This window comes from Streptomyces sp. NPDC056347, assembly GCF_042262625.1.
Classification (GTDB): domain Bacteria; phylum Actinomycetota; class Actinomycetes; order Streptomycetales; family Streptomycetaceae; genus Streptomyces.
This window is the reverse complement of the sequence record NZ_JBHJQP010000114.1, coordinates 1-18,191: the sequence shown is the minus strand read 5'-3', so window position 1 is coordinate 18,191 and position 18,191 is coordinate 1. Positions and strand designations below refer to the sequence as shown.

15 protein-coding genes and 2 pseudogenes are annotated in these 18,191 nt (G+C 71.5%); 9 read left to right on the top strand and 8 right to left on the bottom strand.

Features of this window, described 5'->3' with window-relative positions:
* Window positions 1-67: 67 nt before the first annotated feature.
* Window positions 68-331: an acyl carrier protein gene (locus ACFCV8_RS24235; RefSeq protein ID WP_376687522.1), complete on the top strand. Its 264-nt coding sequence runs from the start codon at window positions 68-70 to the stop codon at window positions 329-331.
* 13 nt (window positions 332-344) lie between these two features.
* Complete coding sequence (gene asnB / locus ACFCV8_RS24230) at window positions 345-2,186, top strand: asparagine synthase (glutamine-hydrolyzing) (RefSeq protein ID WP_376687521.1); 1,842 nt, start codon at window positions 345-347, stop codon at window positions 2,184-2,186.
* Here asnB and ACFCV8_RS24225 read toward each other — a convergent pair.
* Window positions 2,170-3,168: a helix-turn-helix transcriptional regulator gene (locus tag ACFCV8_RS24225; protein ID WP_376687520.1), complete on the bottom strand. Its 999-nt coding sequence runs from the start codon at window positions 3,166-3,168 to the stop codon at window positions 2,170-2,172. The two genes, asnB and ACFCV8_RS24225, sit on opposite strands and share 17 nt — an antisense overlap.
* A 630-nt stretch (window positions 3,169-3,798) precedes the next feature.
* Here ACFCV8_RS24225 and ACFCV8_RS24220 point away from each other — a divergent pair.
* Both ACFCV8_RS24220 and ACFCV8_RS24215 read left to right on the top strand, forming a co-directional pair.
* Entirely contained in the window at window positions 3,799-4,731 is a 933-nt protein-coding gene (locus ACFCV8_RS24220) for a tetratricopeptide repeat protein (protein WP_376687519.1), read from the top strand.
* Window positions 4,732-4,781: 50 nt separating this feature from the next.
* Window positions 4,782-5,651 carry a methyltransferase domain-containing protein gene (locus ACFCV8_RS24215; RefSeq protein ID WP_376687518.1) on the top strand — a complete coding sequence of 290 codons (870 nt, stop codon included), beginning with the start codon at window positions 4,782-4,784 and terminating at the stop codon, window positions 5,649-5,651.
* 52 nt (window positions 5,652-5,703) lie between these two features.
* Here ACFCV8_RS24215 and ACFCV8_RS24210 read toward each other — a convergent pair whose 3' ends face one another.
* Window positions 5,704-6,642, bottom strand: a complete 939-nt coding sequence (locus tag ACFCV8_RS24210; RefSeq protein WP_376687517.1) for an alpha/beta fold hydrolase — start codon at window positions 6,640-6,642, stop codon at window positions 5,704-5,706.
* A gap of 126 nt (window positions 6,643-6,768) precedes the next feature.
* On the opposite strand from ACFCV8_RS24210, the gene ACFCV8_RS24205 reads away from it, so the two are divergent.
* Entirely contained in the window at window positions 6,769-7,407 is a 639-nt protein-coding gene (locus tag ACFCV8_RS24205) for a TetR/AcrR family transcriptional regulator (RefSeq protein ID WP_376687516.1), read from the top strand.
* Window positions 7,408-7,638: 231 nt separating this feature from the next.
* On the opposite strand, the gene ACFCV8_RS24200 is transcribed toward ACFCV8_RS24205, so the two are convergent.
* Together ACFCV8_RS24200 and ACFCV8_RS24195 are read right to left on the bottom strand one after the other, a co-directional pair.
* A complete protein-coding gene (locus ACFCV8_RS24200) occupies window positions 7,639-8,337 on the bottom strand; it encodes a response regulator (RefSeq protein ID WP_376687515.1) in 699 nt (232 codons plus the stop codon).
* Complete coding sequence (locus ACFCV8_RS24195; RefSeq protein WP_376687534.1) at window positions 8,334-9,596, bottom strand: sensor histidine kinase; 1,263 nt, start codon at window positions 9,594-9,596, stop codon at window positions 8,334-8,336. The genes ACFCV8_RS24200 and ACFCV8_RS24195 overlap by 4 nt, the downstream gene beginning before the upstream one ends.
* A gap of 260 nt (window positions 9,597-9,856) precedes the next feature.
* On the opposite strand from ACFCV8_RS24195, the gene ACFCV8_RS24190 reads away from it, so the two are divergent.
* From ACFCV8_RS24190 to ACFCV8_RS24175, 4 genes and pseudogenes are all read left to right on the top strand, one after another.
* The gene (locus ACFCV8_RS24190; protein ID WP_376687514.1) at window positions 9,857-10,564 is read left to right on the top strand and encodes an ABC transporter ATP-binding protein; all 708 of its coding nucleotides are present in this window, start codon (window positions 9,857-9,859) and stop codon (window positions 10,562-10,564) included.
* Entirely contained in the window at window positions 10,561-12,912 is a 2,352-nt protein-coding gene (locus ACFCV8_RS24185) for an FtsX-like permease family protein (RefSeq protein WP_376687513.1), read from the top strand. The genes ACFCV8_RS24190 and ACFCV8_RS24185 overlap by 4 nt, the downstream gene beginning before the upstream one ends.
* Before the next feature lie 287 nt (window positions 12,913-13,199).
* A pseudogene (locus ACFCV8_RS24180) lies at window positions 13,200-14,012 on the top strand (ISL3 family transposase); the annotation flags it as partial.
* 518 nt (window positions 14,013-14,530) lie between these two features.
* The gene (locus tag ACFCV8_RS24175) at window positions 14,531-14,896 is read left to right on the top strand and encodes a transposase (protein ID WP_376687533.1); all 366 of its coding nucleotides are present in this window, start codon (window positions 14,531-14,533) and stop codon (window positions 14,894-14,896) included.
* 15 nt (window positions 14,897-14,911) lie between these two features.
* On the opposite strand, the gene ACFCV8_RS24170 is transcribed toward ACFCV8_RS24175, so the two are convergent.
* The 4 genes and pseudogenes from ACFCV8_RS24170 to ACFCV8_RS24155 all read right to left on the bottom strand — a co-directional run bounded on the left by ACFCV8_RS24170 (window position 14,912) and on the right by ACFCV8_RS24155 (window position 17,693).
* Window positions 14,912-15,496 (bottom strand): GNAT family N-acetyltransferase, encoded by a 585-nt coding sequence (locus ACFCV8_RS24170; RefSeq protein WP_376687512.1) that lies wholly within the window; start codon window positions 15,494-15,496, stop codon window positions 14,912-14,914.
* Window positions 15,497-15,694: 198 nt separating this feature from the next.
* Entirely contained in the window at window positions 15,695-16,909 is a 1,215-nt protein-coding gene (locus ACFCV8_RS24165) for a glycosyltransferase (RefSeq protein WP_376687511.1), read from the bottom strand.
* Between the two features lie 212 nt (window positions 16,910-17,121).
* A pseudogene (locus ACFCV8_RS24160) lies at window positions 17,122-17,238 on the bottom strand (cold-shock protein); the annotation flags it as partial.
* Window positions 17,239-17,354: 116 nt separating this feature from the next.
* The gene (locus tag ACFCV8_RS24155) at window positions 17,355-17,693 is read right to left on the bottom strand and encodes a MerR family transcriptional regulator (protein ID WP_376687510.1); all 339 of its coding nucleotides are present in this window, start codon (window positions 17,691-17,693) and stop codon (window positions 17,355-17,357) included.
* Window positions 17,694-18,191: the final 498 nt, after the last annotated feature.

Sequence of the window (18,191 nt, the reverse complement as noted above, 5' to 3'; positions counted from 1 at the left end):
CGCTGAAAAGCACCCTTTCGCGGCATGGCCGCCCTTGAGGGAACCAATTCGATGAAGAGGGATGAAAGTGAAAGAATTCACTCTCGACGACCTGATGGGCATTCTGCGGGAATGCGCCGACCAGGACGTCTGGGCCGAGATCGAGCAGGCCGGCGACATGGCGGACGAGGAATTCGAGAGCCTCGGCTACGACTCGCTCTCGCTGTTCAACACACTGACGCGTATCGAGAGCGACTGGGGGGTCGAGCTTTCGTTCGACATCGTCTACCAGGCCGCGACCCCGGGCACCCTGGTGAAGCTGGTCAACGAAGCTCTTCCGGGCAACGCGTAGGGGAGGGGCGGGAATGTGCGGAATCGCTGGATGGGCGGACTTCGGACAGGACGTGTCGGCGCGGCACGACGAGATCCGGAGCATGACCGACACGCTGGCCTGCCGCGGCCCGGACGCGGAGGGGATGTGGACGGCCCGCCATGTGGCCCTGGGGCATCGCCGGCTCGCCATCATCGACCTGGACGGCGGCCGGCAGCCGATGGCGGACGGCCGCGCCGGCCGGGAGAGCGTCACGCTCACGTTCTGCGGAGAGGTCTACAACTTCTCCGAACTCCGTACGGAGCTGACCGGCCACGGCCACACGTTTCGCACGCGCAGTGACACCGAAGTGGTGCTCCGCGCCTACCTCCAGTGGGGCCCCGCGTTCGCCGAGCGCCTGAACGGGATGTTCGCGCTGGCCGTCTGGGACGGCCGGAACGAGGAACTGGTCCTCGTGCGCGACCGCATGGGCGTCAAGCCGCTGTACTACTACCCCACGCCGGACGGCGTGCTCTTCGGTTCCGAGCCGAAGGCCGTCCTGGCCCACCCGACCGTCTCCGCCCGCGTGAACGCCGACGGCCTGCGCGAGGTCCTCGACATGGTGAAGACGCCGGAGGCCGCCGTCTACTCGGGCATGTACGAGGTCCGCCCCGGGCACCTCGTGCGGGTGAGCCGGAAGGGGCTGACCAAGCACCGCTACTGGGCGCTGGAGGCCCGCGAGCACACCGACGACCTCGGTACGACGATCAGAACGGTCCGCGAGCTCCTGGAGGACACCGTCCGGCGCCAGATGGTGGCGGACGTCCCCCTGTCGTCCCTGCTCTCCGGAGGACTGGACTCCTCCGCCATCACGGCCCTGGCGGCCCGGACGCTGGAGTCGGGCCGGCTGAGGTCCTTCTCCGTCGACTTCGCCGGAGCCGCCGCCCCGTTCCGGCCCGACGCGGTCCGCGGCGCGGCCGATGCCCCGTACGCGCGTGAGCTGGCGCGGCACGTCGACGCCGATCACACCGAGATCCTGCTGGACAGCGGCGAGTTGCTCAGCCCCGCCGTGCGCGCGGCCGTCCTGCGGGCCACGGACCTGCCGCCGGCCTACTGGGGCGACATGTGGCCCTCGCTCTACCTGCTGTTCAAGGCCGTGAAGGAACACACCACCGTCGCCCTGTCGGGGGAGTCGGCGGACGAACTCTTCGGCGGGTACCGGTGGTTCCACAACCCGGGGGCGGTGCGGGCGGACACCTTCCCGTGGCTCACCTCGGGCTCGGCCCGCTACTTCGGCGGGCTCCGGCTGCTCGACCCGGGGCTGGTGGAGAAGCTCGACATTCCCGGACACCGCCGGGCAAGCTACCACCAGGCCCTCGGCGAGGTGCCCGTACTGCCCGGGGAGGACCCGGCGGAACGCCGGATGAGGGAGATGAGCCACCTCAACCTCACCCGTTTCGTGCAGACGCTGCTGGACCGCAAGGACAGAATGAGCATGGCGGTCGGCCTGGAGGTCCGGGTCCCCTTCTGCGATCACCGGCTGGTCGACTACGTGTTCAACACGCCGTGGGCGATGAAGGCGTTCGACGGCCGGGAGAAGAGTCTGCTCCGCGCCGCCACGGCCGACCTGCTGCCCACGTCCGTCCTGGAGCGGGTCAAGACCCCGTACCCGACCACTCAGGACCCGGCGTACGAGAGCGGACTGCGCGCGGAGATGGCGGAGATCGTCCGCGACCACGACGCCCCGGTCCGGCCCCTGCTCGACCTGGGCAGGGTCCGGGCGGTCCTGGACCGGCCGCAGGGGACGACCAGCCGGTCCTACGACCGGGGCAGTCTCGAAATGGCGATCTGGCTGAACAGGTGGCTCGGCTCCTACGACATCACTCTGGATCTGTGACGTCGGACTCGCCGAGCAGGTCCGAGGTGGCCAGCAGATAGCCGAGCTGCGCCCGGTTCGTGCTCCCCAGCTGCTCGGCGATCTTCGCGATGTGCGAACGGCAGGTCCGCACGCTCATGCCCACGCGCCGGGCGATGGCCTCGTCGACGTATCCGGAGATCAGGAGCTGGCAGATGGTCCGGCGGATGCCCGGGATCACGCTGGGCTCCTCCCGGCTCCGGCTGCTGGCGGTGAGGGGGGTCGCACGTTGCCAGGCGCGCTCGTAGACGTCCACGAGGAAGGCGATGAGGGCCTGGTTGCGGACCTCGAGGGCGCTCTGGCGGTCGCTGCGGGCCGGGATGAACGCCACCTCGCGGTCGAAGACGATCAGCCGCTCGAAGAGCTCGTCCAGGGTGCGGAATTCGGCCGATGTCCCGGAATCGGTGACCTGCTGGATGTAGTCCATGGTGGCCGGGTTGTAGCGGACGGTGTGCTGGTACAGCGTCCGCAGCCGGACCCCGCGGGCGAGCAGGTACTGGCATCGCTGCAGCGCCTCGGACAGGACCGCCGAGGAGCGGCCGCCGCCGGGCTGGGCCGTCAGCAGCTCGGTGGTGCACCGCCTGGTGGCGTCGTCGATGGCGGCGTTGATCGCGGGCAGGCCCTCCAGCATCACCAGGTCCGTGGTCGGGCGCTGCTGGGCCTGGTAGAGGGCCTCGATCGGGTCCAGGGCCCGCTGGAGGCCCTGCGCGATCGCCTGGCGCTGGTGGATCTCCTCCTCGACGGGGCGTACGAGCATGGCGAGGGCGGAGGACGGCCGGATGGGCGTCAGCGTGTGCTCGGTGCCGGGGACGGGCTGGAGGAGCTGCAGCCGCAGGAGGCAGGGCGGCGCGGAAGGCTGGTCCGCCTGGCCGGTGCGGACCGCGTTCAGGTAGTACTCGACGCCCCGCTCGCAGAGCTCGTCGCCGACGTGGCAGCCATTACCCGATTCGCACGGTTCGTTCACGTTCAGCCTCCTGCAATGTCACTTCATGAACGCCTTCAACCCTTGTACGGCTGGAGTTGTCGGGAGAAGCTCTCATCCATCGCGGGTATGAAACCCACAGATGAGGGGGAACGATGAAGCTTCTTCACAAGGCTACCGGGCTCACTGTCGCACTCATTGCGATGGTCGCGGTATTCGCGGCCACCGGCCCTGCCGAAAGCGACTCGGCGGGTATGGAAAATCACGCTTCCGCCAGTTCCTACACGGCTCCGGATCCGGGATGGGATTAGTCACTCCGTCGGGGGCCGCGGGCCGGGTCTGGCACTAACGAACCGGAAGAACATGCAACACCTGCCGCCCCCGTACGATCCGCCGCAGGGCCCCGGTGACCTCTCACGGCGCCTGGAGTCCCTCCTCACGGCGGACGTGCCGGCCCTGTGTCCCGTGTACGTGGGGCTGGCACCCCCCGTGCCCTGTTCACCGAAGCACGCGAGGGCGACCTACGCCATTGCCCAGTATTTGGTCCGGCGCGATATCGAGAGGCTTCCCGCCTTCAGCGAGATGCCGCCCCGTCGAATTCGCGTACTCACCGCCGCGAGTTGGGGGCGGGCGGACGCGACGGGAACCGAAGTCGCCGATATCCCAAAGGATTTGGCGACGGATCTCTGGTGGCAGGTCGACGAACTCTGCGAATATCCGGACGAGTTGACGCCTCTGGAGCTCGATACGGCCGGTGCGTTGATGCTGCGCCTCGGTTTCCCCGAGCGGGCGGCGCGGCTGCTCGGAATCACCGACGTACTGGCGGGAATACCGGCCTTCGCCCCGGACGTCCGGCCGGAGCACGTACTCGTCCGGGCGGCCGTCTGCGCGCAGTTGCATCCCAGGCCCGCGTTCGTGACGGCACAGGCCCTCCGGGCGGTGGCCGATCCCCGGCTGCCGGTACTGACCCGCCTGACCCTGGCCGGTTTCGCGATGCCGCTCGAAGCGGGCCGCGGGGCCGGTTCCGGGGACCTGCGCCGGGCGGTCCGTTCGGCCGGGCAGGCGCTGACGGGCCCCACCGAGGTGGCACCGGAGCACCGGTGGGTCGAGCGCAAGGCCCTTCGGTCGCTCTCCGACGCCGCCGCCCTGACGGGGGACCCCGAAGCCGCGTCCGCCTATCTGGACCGGGCCGTGCTGGGGGCCATGGAACAAAGACCGCGCGGCGGCCTGCGGCGACTGGCCTGGGACGAGGAGATGCTCGCCCTCCTCGGGGTCCGGGGGCGTGCCTGCCGGAGCAGGGGGGACGCCGAGGACGCGGTCGCCGCCACGTCCCGCATGCCGGGCATCGCTCCGTACGACGCCCGTGCCTGGGCCGCCCACGGTTACGCGCTGCTGGCCTCGGGCCGTCTGGACGAGTCGCTCCACGCCTACGAGGAGATGCTCCGTCTGGGCGGTCATCCGGTGGCCGCGGCCGCGTTCCACCTCGGCTGGATCCACGAGAGCCGCGGGGACGGCAGACGCGCCCAGGACTCGTACGCGTACGCGCACGCGATCGACCCCACGGTTCCCGTCGTCAGGGAGCGGCTGTCGTCCTTCCGCCGATGACGCCCGGACGGACAGGACGTCATCGAACAACCAACCGAGGAGTACGTCTGATGTTTGAGGCTCACCAGCACGCGCGCATGCTCGCCGACGCCACGCGGCTGACCGCGTTCCACGACGCCATGGCGGAAGTGATCGCGGACGGGGACCGGGTCCTCGACGCCGGAGCCGGTACGGGCATCCTCGCCGCCATGGCCTCGCGGCTGACCTCGGGAACGGTCGTCGCCGTCGAGTACCTGGAGGACACCGCCGCCTTCGCGGCGCAGGCCCTGCGGGACTCGCGCCTGGACCGCGTCGAGGTCGTCCGGGGCAACGCGGTCGAGGCCGACATCGGCACGCCCCCCGACGTCGTCGTCTCGGAGACGATCGGATCCCTCGGGCCCGAGGAGAACATCGTGGGCCTGACCCACGCCCTGCGCCGGCGGTATCCCGGCATCCGGGCCTTCGTCCCCTCGCGGCTGCGGGTCCTGGCGGAGCCGGTCGTCTCGGCGGAGGCGGCGGCCCTCCGGGCGAGCGTCATCGGGGCGTTCACGCGGGAGCAGCCGGGCGGGATCTCGTTCACGACCGTGCTGCCGCGGGCGGAGCACGCGCTGGGCGGCCAGATCATCACCGCGCGGCTGACCGACACCACCCCGGCCGGCCCCGCCCGGTCACTCGTCGAGTACGACCTGGGCACCACCCCGGACGCCGACTTCAGCCGGACGCTGTCCCTCGGGGACTCCCCGGCCAACGCCGTGCACCTGTACTTCGAGGCGCCCCTGTCCCCGACCGTGACCCTCAGCAGCCACCGCGGCGCGGAGTTCACCCACTGGGGCCATTCGTACATCGTCCGCCCGCCGGGCGCGTCCACCGTCACGATCGCCTACCGCAACGCCGACCGCCGTTTCACCTGCCACTGGGACCGCCCCGCCGAGTCCGACTGACCACCGCGGCGACGTGCCGCCGCGCCGGCGCCGGTGCCCTTGGCCGGAAGCCCTACGCGTCGATCGCGGTGGGGTCGAGGGAGTCGACGTCCTCCATGAAGCCGAGCATCCGGGCGTTGACCACCTCGGGGTGGTCGATCTGCGGTCCGTGGCCCGTCGCGGCGACGATCTCGGCACGGGCCCCGGCCACGAGGCGCGGCACCCGCTCCAGCTGCCGCTTCGGGTGTACGAGCAGGCTGTGCTTGCCCATGATGACGTAGAGCGGGGTCCGGATGGAGCGCAGCGCGTCCTCGGGGAGCGGCCGGGGCGCGGGGCGGCGGATCCGGAACGCCCGCGCGCCGCGCTGGACCCACTTCCGCATCTCGGGAACGGCGATGACCGGCTGGTCCAGCCAGGCGGCGAGACGCGGACGCAGCGCCTTCGGGGCGAAGGTGGCGAACAGGCTGACGAACACCCAGGTGAAGAAGCGCAGCCCCACCTTCTCCAGGCCGCCGGGGTCGAGGGCGGTGACGGAGGCGAGCCGTCCGGGCCGCCGGTGGGCCTGGTTGAGCACCAGCCAGCCGCCGTACGAGGAGCCGACGAGGTGGACCCGGTCGAGGCCGAGCGCGTCGAGGGCCTCGTCCATCCACTGGGCGGCCCGCTCGGGCTGCCACATGGGCTCGCGGTGGACGCTGCGGCCCGCGTCGCCGGGGGTGTCGAGAGCGTAGACGGGGCGGTCGAGGCTGAGTCCGGGGGTGTTCGGGTACCACATGGCGGAGGAGTAGCCGGCGCCGTGGATCAGGACGATCGGGGTGCGGGACCCGGCCGCGGGGTCCTCGGGGCCGTACCGGTAGACGTGGGTGGTGCCGAAGCTGGTCTCGACGTCCGTCTCGGAGCGTATGGGAGCCCCCATCGCGTAGAGCACGTCGGCGGCGGCGAAGTACCGGTCGCGGAGTTCGTCGTTGACGTAGCGGCCTACGTCGCGGCGTACACGGGTCGTGTTCTCGGGCACGGGACACCTCCGGAGGATCCGTTCTTCGTGATACGACCGTACCATGATGTTGGTACGGTCGTATCATAAAGAGGGTCCGGGAGTCCGGACCGCGAACCCACCACCGACGGGCGGAGACACCGGCACATGCCGAAGCGCGTGGACCACGAGGAACGACGCACCCAGATCGCCGAGGCACTCATCCAGGTCGCCGGACAGCGCGGGCTGCACGCCGTCGGCATGCGCGACGTGGCCGCCGAGGCGGGCGTGTCACTGCGGCTCGTGCAGTACTACTTCGAGACCAAGGAGAAGCTGCTCTTCTACGGGCTCCAGCACCTGACCAGCCGCTTCACCGCGCGCGTCGGCGCCCGCCTGGCCGCCGCGGGCACGGACCCGGGCCCGCGCGCCACCGTCGAGGCGCTGCTGCTCGCCTCGCTCCCGATCGACGAGGAGAGCCGGGTCTTCCACCTCGTCTACAGCTCCTACGCGATCCTGTCCGTGACCGACGAGGCGCTGGCCGCCCAGCCGTTCATCGACAACCCCGACGCCGCGGAGAACGCCCTGGCCGGCCTCATCGAGCAGGCCCGGGCGACAGGTCTGGCCGATCCCGGCGTCGACGCCCGCATGGAGGCGATCAGCCTGCTCGCCATGGCGGCGGCCATGGGCACCAGCATCCTCGTGGGCCAGCGGAATCCGGAGTCGGCCATCGCGGTACTCCGCCACCACCTGGACCGGATCTTCGCGACGGCCGGAACGGCAAAGACGGACGGGACACGTCCGGACTGACGCCCCGCCACAGCACGTACGGCACACGAACGGCACGCGTACGGCACGCGGGCCCGGAGCGGTGCGGACAAGGGACGGAGCCCCGGGCAGCGGACCCGGGGCTCTGCCGCGGACCGGGTGACGGGAACCGGACCCGCGCTCCGAACCCGGGAACCACCCGGCACGTCGTGACAGGGCCTCGGGAAGCCGCGTTCCGGGCGGCGCCCGGCACCGAAGAAGCCTCGAAGGAGGTTACGGGTGTTCGTCCTGCTGCCGGGCCGTCCCGGGTCCACCCGCGCTGACCAGCCCTGTCTCGTAGGCGACGACGACGGCCTGAGCGCGGTCACGGAGCCCGAGCTTGGCGAGGATACGGGCGACATGCGTCTTGACGGTCGTCTCGGCCAGGTGGAGGCGGGCGGCGAGTTCGGTGTTGCTCAGCCCCCGGGCCAGCAGGCCCAGGACCTCCAGCTCGCGCGGGGTCAGCGAGGCGAGGTCACGGTGGAGGGCGGCGTTGTCGCCGCCCTGCCGGGCGAACCGTTCGACGAGACGGCGGGTGATCGTGGGCGCGAGGAGGGCGTCGCCGGTACGGACCGTACGGACGGCGGCGGTCAGCTGCTCGGGGGTGACGTCCTTGAGGAGGAAGCCACTGGCTCCGGCGGACAGCGCCGCATAGACGTACCGGTCGAGGTCGAAGGTGGTCAGGATGATGACGCGGGGTGCGTCAGAACCACCGGCGAGGATGCGGCGAGTGGCCTCCAGGCCGTCCATCTCCGGCATCCGCACATCCATCAGCACCACGTCGGGACGCGTACGGCGGACCGCCTCGACCGCTTCGGCCCCGTTGGTCGCCTCCGCGACGACGTCGATGCCGTCGGCGCGGAGGATCAGCCTGAAACCCGTGCGGACCAGGGTCTGGTCGTCGGCGAGGAGCACACGCAGCGCCTCGGTCATGGTGTCTCCAAGGGGATCAGGGCCTCCACGCGGAAGCCGCCGGTCAGACGCCGGCCGGTGTTCAGGGTTCCGTCGTAGACGGTGAGGCGCTCGCGCAGGCCGATCAGGCCCCGGCCGCTTCCGGTCGCCGCACCCGGGCCCGGGTGTCCGCCCGTGTCGCTGACCTCCACCCGCAACCGGTCCGGGCCGTACTCGACGACCACGGCGGCGCGCGCACCGGACGCATGCTTCACGGCATTGGTCAGAGCCTCCTGGACCACGCGATAGGCGGCGAGTTCGAGACCCGGAGGAAGGGGACGGACCGGGCCGGACACGGTCAGGCCGACGGGCATTCCGGTGGCCCGTACCCGCCCCATCAGCGTTTCCAGCTGGTCCAGGCCCGGTTGCGGGGCGAGCTCCGCCGAGGTGTCGGCCAGGTCCTGGCCTTCGCCCGTCCCCCCGCTCTCGTCGGCCATGGTGAGCAGGCCCACGACGTGACGCAGCTCGGTCATGGCGGCCCGCCCGCCGGCTTCGACGGCGAGCAGCGCCTCCTCGGCCTCCTCGGGAGAGGTCTTCATGATCTTGCGGGCGGCGCCCGCCTGGATGACCATCACGCTGACGTTGTGCGTGACGACGTCGTGCAGTTCGCGAGCGATCCTGGCCCGCTCGTGCTCGACGGCCCGGCGCAGCTCCTCGGCCCGTTCGTGCTCCAGGGCGGACAGCCGGGCACGGCCCTCGTCGGTCCGGAGCTTCCAGGTCCGCAGGCCGACGGCGGCCACGGCCATCGGGGCCAGGATCAGCAGGGCGATGTACTCGGTGGGGACGATCGGCGTCACCGAGTTCCCCGAGGTGCCGACCAGGACGACCGACACCGGCAGCGCCGCCAGCGTCGCCACCCGGTACGGGCTGTGGACGGCGGCGCCGTACACGGCGATGACGAACGCGTAGAAGGTCAGCCGCATGACGCTCTGCGGGGTCGCCAGCGTCGCGGCCGTCACGACGCACAGCACGGCGAGCGGGTAGCGGCGGCGCAGCGCCAGGGCACCTGAGGAGACGGCCGCGAGGGTCACCATGAGGGCGAGGCCGCCGGGACCGGACGGGCGCGGTACGACGCGTTCCACGCCGGGTGCGATCTCGCGCACCACGACGTTGTCGACGTTGTCGATCCCGTAATAGACGGTGGCGACGGCGAGTGCCAGGGCCACCAGCGCGTCGAACTGCCGGGCCCGCAGGGTCGGCCGCAGCGGCGGACCGCTCGGAAGCCCGGCGTCGCGGATCATCCGGCGGGCGGCCTCCCGCAGCCGTTCCGTCGTCGTCCCCACATCCGTCACCCGTTCATTGTCACCGCCGCGCGGCCCCGCGGGATCGGCCCCCGGGGCCGTTTCCACCGCACCCGGTACATCACCCGCCTACGTCGCAGGGATGACGTTTCCGGGGATCGGACCAGCACGGTACGGCAAGGGGTCCGGGCGGGCGACGCGTGCGGGCCGGGCCCGCCCCTAGCGTTCACGCACCGACTGCCCGCGACCGAGGAGCCTCCATGACCACGCCGGTGATCGAACTGCGCGGGGTGAGCCGTAGATACGACGGCGGCCCGCCCGCTCTGCACGAGGTGTCGCTGACCGTGCGGCCCGGCGAGGCGGTCGCGATCCTCGGCCCCTCCGGCAGCGGCAAGTCCACGCTGCTCAACCTGATCGCGGGCCTGGACCGGCCCGATACGGGAACCGTCACCGTGGACGGGGTACGAGTCGACCGGCTGAGCGAGGCCGGATCGGCGCTGTACCGGCGCTCGAAGATCGGCATGGTCTTCCAGTTCTTCAACCTGCTCGACGATCTGACCGTCGCCGACAACGTCGCCCTGCCCGCACGCCTCGCCGGTACGGCACGCGGCGAGGCCGACCGCCGGACGGCGGAACTCCTCGAACTGCTGGGCATCGACCGGCACGCCCGTGCCTACCCGGGGCGGCTGTCCGGAGGCGAGCGGCAACGCGTCTCGGTCGCCCGGGCGTTGATGAACCGGCCGGCGCTGCTCCTGGCCGACGAGCCGACCGGGGCCCTGGACACGGCCGCCGGACAGGACGTCAGCAGGCTGCTCGCCGAGCTCAACGCCGAGGGGCAGACCGTCGTCGTGGTCACCCACGACCTGGCGCTGGCCCGGTCGTGCACGAGCCGTACGGTCCGGATCTCCGACGGCCGGATCGCCGAGGACACCCGGTCGCGCGCCGCCTCCCCGGAGGCCGCCCGATGAACGCGCTCGGCAAGGTGGTGCGCTCGGGGGTGGGCCGACGCCGCGTGCAGACGCTGGTGATCGGGCTCGCCACGATGATGGCGGTGGCCGCCTCCGTCCTCGGCGGATCGCTGCTCGTGGTGTCCGGCGCGCCCTTCGAGGACGCCTTCGCCAGGCAGCACGGCGCGCACCTCTCCGTCCGGTTCGACGCGGGCAGGGTGAGTACCGGGCAGCTGTCGGCGTCCAAGGACGCCGAAGGGGTGAGCGGTGCGGCCGGCCCGTTCCGTACGGCGACGGTCGTCCCGCGGGTGGGCGGCGGCCCCGGCTGGCCGATGACCGTGGTCGGCCGGGGCGATCCCGGCCGGGACGTCGACGAGGTGGCACTGCTCGACGGGCGGTGGCCCAGGCGCTCCGGCGAGATGGTGCTGTCCGCGGACTCCTCGATCCTGCCGACCATGGGCATGAGGATCGGCTTTCCCGAGCTGCCCGGCGGTCCGTCCCTGACGGTGGTCGGTGTGGCCCGCTCGGTCACACGGACCGCCGACGCCTGGGTGCTTCCGTCCCAGATGCCGGCGCTCACCGCGCCCGGGGGCGGCGGCTATCAGATGCTCTACCGCTTCACCGGCGCCGGCACGGCCCCGCAGATCGCCGCGGGCGGCGGAGCGGTGACGGCGTCCCTGCCGCCGGGGGCGGCCGTCGGCAAGCAGTCCTGGCTCACCGTCAAGAAGTCAGCCGAGCGCGACACAGCCGTCTACGTCCCCTTCCTCATCGCGTTCGGCGTCCTCGGCCTGGCCATGTCGGTGCTCATCGTCGGCAACATCGTCGCGTCCGCCGTCGGCACGGGAACGCGCCGCATCGGCATTCTCAAAGCCGTCGGCTTCACCCCGGCCCAGGTCGTGCGCGCGTACGTGGGCCAAGCGCTGATCCCGGCCGCCGCCGGCACGCTCCTCGGCCTCCTCGCCGGCCACCTGCTCGCCGTCCCCGTACTGGCCGGGACGGGGGAGGCCTACGGCACCTCGTCGCTGGCCGTCGCCCCGCAGGTCGACCTGGCGGTGGTCGCCGGGGTGCTCGGCCTGGTGGCGGCGACCGCGTGGGCGAGTGCCTGGCGGGCCGGCCGGCTGCGCACGGTCGACGCGCTCACCGTGGGACGTACCGCTTCGGCGGGCCACGGCCGGTGGGCGGCCCGCCTGGCCGGCCGGCTGCCCCTGCCCCGGCCGGTCGCGCTCGGCCTGGCCCGGCCCTTCGCACGGCCCGCCCGCGCGCTGGCCATGGGCACGGCGATCCTGTTCGGCGCCGTCACCGTCACGTTCACGGTGGGGATGGGCGCCTCGCTCGCCCAGGTGATGAAGGCCAGGGCCCACGCCGCCGCCGATGTCGTCGTACCCGCGCCCTTGCCGGACTTCGGCCCCAACGGCCCCGGCTCCGGCCCCACGAAGCCGCCCGAGACCGATACCGCCGCGGTCGCCGCGGCCATCAGGGCCGCGTCCGGGACCGGGAAGTACTACAGCGTTTCGACGGTCCGGGCGACCGTGTCCGGCCTCACCGGCACCATCGACGTGATCGCCTTCACCGGCGACGCCTCCTGGGGCGGCTACACGATGGTCTCGGGCCGCTGGATCGACAGGCCGGGAGAGGCCGTGGTCCCGACCCCCTTCCTGGCCACCACCGGCACCCGCATCGGCGACACCGTCACCCTGAACGGCCTGACCCGGCCGGTCACCGTCCGGATCGTCGGCGAAGTCCTCGACCCCCGTCACGACGGCATGCAGCTCTTCACCGACGCCTCGACCCTCACGGCCGCACGCCCCGACCTGGCGGAGACCAGCCATCACATCGCCGTCACGGCAGGCGTCGACGTGCCCGGTTACGTCGACGCCCTCAACAAGGACCTGACGCCGCTGGGCGTCACCGCCCAGGCCGGCGGGCTCGACGGCGGCAGCGACATGGTGGCCACGCTCGACGCGCTGTCCGCGATCCTCACCCTGATGCTCGTCGCCGTCGCCGCGCTCGGCGTGCTGAACGGCGTCCTGCTCGACACCCGCGAGCGCGTCCGGGAGATCGGCGTCCACAAGGCACTGGGCATGACCCCCCGGCAGACCGTCACGACGGTCCTGACCTCGGTGGCCGTGACCGGACTCGTCGCGGGCGCGCTGGGCGTGCCACTCGGCGTGGCCCTGCACGGCTGGATCCTCCCCGCGATGGGCGACAGCGTGGGGCTCCGCTTCCCCGGCTCCGTCATCGCCGTGTACCACGCGGCCGAACTGCTCCCGCTCTCACTCGGCGGCCTGCTCATCGCCACGCTGGGCGCGCTCCTGCCCGCCGGCTGGGCCGCCAGAACCCGCACGGCCACGGCCTTGCGCACGGAGTAGCCCCCGCGGGGCCCGCGGAGTTCCCGCCGGCACCGAGGCCCCGGGTATCCGGCCCGGGGCCTCGCGCAAGAGCGGGTGACGAGGACCGAACTCGCGCTCCGAGCCCGGGAATCACCGCCCATCCCGTCTCGAAGGACGTCCTGAACCGCGGCTGTCCGCGGCACCACAGGCTGTGGCCGCACCGGCTTTTGGCGCCCCGCATCAGGGCGTGCCCGGGAGGACTCCTGCCGGGGCGCGGCCACGTTCACGACTCCGGATTCTGGCTCAGCTTCCGTGCAGCGGCCGCTGTGAGTGACATCCGATCTTCTCTGGACAGCTTCGGAAGTCGCTTGAACATCAGCCGTTGCCGTGGCGGTTGGGCTGAAAGTCCGGGCTGTGGAAGAGGCTGCACTCCGGTTGGAAGAGCTGTTGTTCTGTCGATCACGGACGTCGCGGTGCTGTCGGTGGACGTGAGTATCGAGATAGTGCGTGTTGATGCGCAATGCATCACGGTCGGCGCCACCTGCCCAGGGTGCGGGGCCTGGTCGACTCGGGTTCACAGCTCCTACCTGCGGTTTCCCGCCGACACGCCGACACGCCGAGCGCAGGGCAAAGCGTCGTGCTCCAGTTACGGGGTTCGGCGGTCCCGATGCGGGAACAACATCTGCCCCCGCCGGACCTTCGAGGAACAGATACCCGGCCTCACCCGCAGGCATGGTCAGCGCACCGAGCGACTGCGTTCCATCCTGGCCGCACTCGGTCTCGCCCTGGCCGGCCGGGCCGGCGCCCGGCTGGCTTCCGTCCTCGGCGTGTCCATCAGCCGGAGCACGGTATTGCACCTGGTCAACGCTCTGCCTGAGCCGGAGGTGCCCGCACCGCAGGTGGTCGGCGTCGACGAGTACGCCACCCGAAAGGGCCGCCACTACGGCACCGTGCTGGTGGACGTCGAGACCCGCCGTCCGATCGATCTGCTCCCGGACCGGGAGGCATCCAGCCTGGCCGCCTGGCTCGCACAGCGGCCCGGTGTCGAGATCGTATGCCGGGACCGCGCGCCTTTCTTCGCTGAAGGTGCCACTGCCGGGGCACCACAGGCGGTGCAGGTCGCGGATCGATGGCATCTCTGGCACAACCTGAGCGAGGCCACCGAGCGGAGTGTCGCCCAGCACCGACGCTGCCTGCGCGTCCTGACGCCCGCAGCGCCTCAGCCCGAACTGGAGAACGTCCCCGTCCCGGACCCGTCGGCGTCGCCATGGCCGACAGGCCACCGCTTTGCCGACCGGACTTGGACCCGGCACGCAGCCATTCATGCCCTGCTAGAAGCAGGACACAGCCTGCGATCGGTCCAGCGGCAGCTCGGGGTGAGCTGGCACACCGTCAAACGGTTCGCCGACGCGGCGAAGCCGGAGGAACTGTTCACCGGCCAGTGGCAGAACCGCTCCTCGGCCCTCGACGACTACAAGTCCTACCTGGACGACCGCTGGAACGAGGGCTGCACCAATGCGTGGAAACTCTGGGAGGAGATCGTGCCGCTCGGTAACAAGGGCAGCTACCAGCGGGTTCGCGCCTACCTGCACGACAAGCGCACCTCACCACGACCGGTGACCGCCCGGCCGCCCTCCCCCGTGCTGTTGCCGGATGGATCCTCCGACACCCGGACACCCTCACCGAATCCGAGCAGCTCCAACTCAAGAACGCTCGGACACACTGCCCCGAACTCGACTCGCTTACCCGGCACGTTCGTTCCATCGCGGCCATGTTCACCGGGCGTCAAGGCAAGCACCTGCCGGACTGGCTCGACGCCGTCCGACAGGACGACCTGCCCAGCCTCCACAGACTCGCCGCAGGCATCGACCGAGACCGCGACACCGTCATCGCCGGCTTCACCCTGCCCTGGAACTCGGGCGTCGTCGAGGGACACGTCAACCGCATCAAAATGCTCAAGAGGCAGATGCTCGGTCGCGCCGGCTTTGCTCTCCTGCGGAAGCGGGTCCTCCTCGCCCGGTGACAGGCCGCTACGCGATCAGACAGCGACTTTGGCCGCCACCCGGGCAACAAGCTTGTCGCGCACGGATGGCCACTCATCCACGAGGACGCTGTAGTACAGCGAATCACGACGCGTACCGTCCTGACGCACCATGTGGCTGCGCAATGTCCCTTCATGGACCAGCCCCAGCCGCGTCATCGCCTGCTGGGATCGTAGGTTCAGGTTGTCGGTTCGCAACGCAATTCGAGCAAGGCCCAGATCATCGAAGGCGTGCGCCAACAGCAGAAGCTTGGACTCGGCATTGTAGGGACCGCCCCAACAAGCACGATTGAACCAAGTCGCACCAATCTCCGCACGGCCCTCCGCGAGGTCAAGCTCATACAGGCTGGTCGAGCCGATCACGGTCTCGTCCGTGAGGCGCTGGACGGCGAAGCATCTCCTCGCCCGATCCGCCAACATCTGGCTGATCATCTCCTGCGTCTCTATCACGGAGCCGGGGCGAGGCCGAGGCATCCAACGCCAGACCTCAGGATCCGACGCTGAGGGAAACAACGCCTCTGCATGATCGACGGACAGCGGAACGAGACGGACAGCGCGGCCGAGGAGAGACTCGTTGCTCATCGCTGCACGATAGCTTCGGGATTACTGCCTCATCGTCGATGCGCAGATCATGTTGCCTTCATCACGCACAGCAACCGCTGCACGGAATCTGAGCCAGAACCCGATTCCGGGCAGCGGTTGCTCACGGCTTCGGGAGGCGGCCGGGGGCGCGGCGGCGTTCGAACGGTCCGCGCGTTTCGACAGCAGGGCGACGCGGCGTCACCCGGCGCTCCGTGAGCCGATGTGGGCGAGCAGCGAAGCGGCGCCGTCCTCCGCGGCGATCCCGCGGGCGAGTTCCGTCGCGCGGCGGCGGTGGGCCGGCTCGGATAGGCAGGCCGTGATCGCGTCGCCGAGGGCTTCGGCGGTGAGGTCCTGGAACGGTACGGGCCGGGGGGCCACTCCCAGCTCGTACAGCCGGGACGCCCAGAACGGCTGGTCGGCCATGACGGGAACGGGCACGGCGGGCACTCCGGCCCGCAGCCCGGCTGCGGTGGTGCCCGCCCCGGCGTGATGGACGACGGCGGCGGTACGCGGGAACAGCCAGTCGTGCGGGACGTCGCCGATGGCCAGGACGTCGGTGCCGCAGCCGTCCAGACCGGCCCATCCCGCCTGCACCACCGCGCGCACGCCTGCCCGCTCCACCGCCGCGGCCACCAGCTTGCTGAGCCGTTCCCCCTGTCCGGCCGCCATACTGCCGAACCCGATGAACACCGGGGGCGGACCGGCCTGGAGGAAGTCGACCAGTTCGGCCGGGGGACGCCAGCCGTCCGGCCGCGCGGGCCACCAGTAGCCGGCCACTTCGGCCCAGGCCGGCCAGTCCTCGGGACGCGGCACCACCAGCGGGCTGAAACCGTGGAAGACCGGCCGGATCTCCACCGGTGCCGAGGGCGCGTCCGCGGGCAGCCCGAGGCGGGCGCGCAGCCGGGCCACGGAGCCCGCGAAGGCCCCTTCCGCACGCCTCAGCACATCCCGGCCCGCGGCGAGGTTGCCCTCCCTCCCCAGGCCGTCGGTGCTCCGTGCGTTGGGCAGCGGGAACTGTCCGGTGGCGAACGCCGGTACGAGGTAGGTGCCGATGACGGGGATGCCGAACGCTTCGCCGGCCGTCCGGCTGAGCGGTGCCGGGCCGAAGGCCGTGAGCAGCAGGTCGGCTCCGCCCGCCGCGGCCTCCGCCACCCCGTCGGCAAGCCCGTCCGCGTACGCCCTCGTCAGCGCCCGGGTCTCCTCCCGCGACGTCGCCCGGGCCCAGTCCCGGACCAGCCCCTGCGGGTCTCCCGGCACGGGCCGGTATCCGAGACCGCATCCGCCGACCAGTGCCTCGAAGGACGGGTGAGCAGCCACGGTGACCTGATGGCCCACGTCCAGCAGGCGACGCCCCAGGCCCGTGTAAGGCGCGACGTCTCCCCGTGAACCGGCGGTGATGATCAGAATGCGCATGGAGCGATTCTCCTCGGTGGTCGTCCTGCCACGGTCGCCTGCCGCCGAGATCCCTCGGCCCACCTGACCGCCGCGACGGCCGGCACCCCGCGCGGACGCATCCCGACCCCGCACGGGCGTGAGCGGTCGCGGACCGAGCCGGTCCGCGGCTCGCCACCGCCTGCGGCCGGACCCAGGGGGTCCCGGTTCCGTCGGTGGAGCGAGGAGGGCCGGGCCGGGGCGATGTTCTCCGCCTGGGGCCCCCGCTGTCCCCGGGCGATGCCGAACGTCACCGCCTGACCCTCCCGAGCGATGAAGCCGAAGCCCTTCTCCGCGTTGAACCACTTCACAGCCCTGCGGCACGGCACAGCAGAACGTCTACATCGAGGGGCACAGGTGCACCGGTGTCCGCCGGTATCCAGTGGTGTCCGGCGGACGCGCACCGTCTCGGTCCTCGTCCGGCGTCTCAGTCCTTGTCCGGCGTCTCTGCCGACTCGGCGGCGCGGCGGTACTCGGCGTTGATGCGCTGCGCCTCTTCCAGCTGGTCCTCCAGGACGACGATGCGACAGGCGGCCTCGATGGGCGTGCCCTGGTTGACCAGTTCGCGGGCGCGGGCGGCGATGCGCAGTTGGTAGCGGGAGTAGCGGCGGTGGCCGCCTTCCGAGCGCAGGGGAGTGATCAGGCGGGCTTCGCCGATGGCGCGGAGGAAGCCCTGGGTGGTGCCGAGCAGCTCGGCGGCCCGGCCCATCGTGTAGGCGGGGTAGTCGTCGTCGTCAAGCCGGTCGTACGAGTCGTCTGCTGTCACTTGCACCTCTTTTGTGGAACGCACGGAGGGGCCCCGGTGCCGTACGGCACCAGGGCCCGAGGGAACTACTACACCACCTGCCGGTCCTGATGCCGCACCGGCATTCTGTGTCCGCATGCCCGGCCCGGCCGCCGCCGGGAGCGCGGGGATCGCGACTGCCCGACGCGGGGCGCCGCGCACTTTTGCTGACGCGACCTGCTCAGCGGCCTGTCACAGTGCCGCTCTCCGGCAGCCGGCCCCTCGTCCCTCCCGTGTCCGCTCCGGCTCGGAACCCCTCCGCCGAACGTCCCGGTGCGCGCCTCCACGGCCGATGCCTTCGCCGAGGTGCCGCTCGGTCACTTCGCTGCTGAGTACTGCGAACGCTCACGGGTGCCGCAACTTCCATGACGGCGGTCCCGCTTTGGCCGCCACTCACCGCCGGGCCGCCTGGCCCGGCCGTCGGTCCCGTCGCCGTCCCGCGACAACCCGGTACGCGGGAGGGCCCGACCGGCGTGTGCC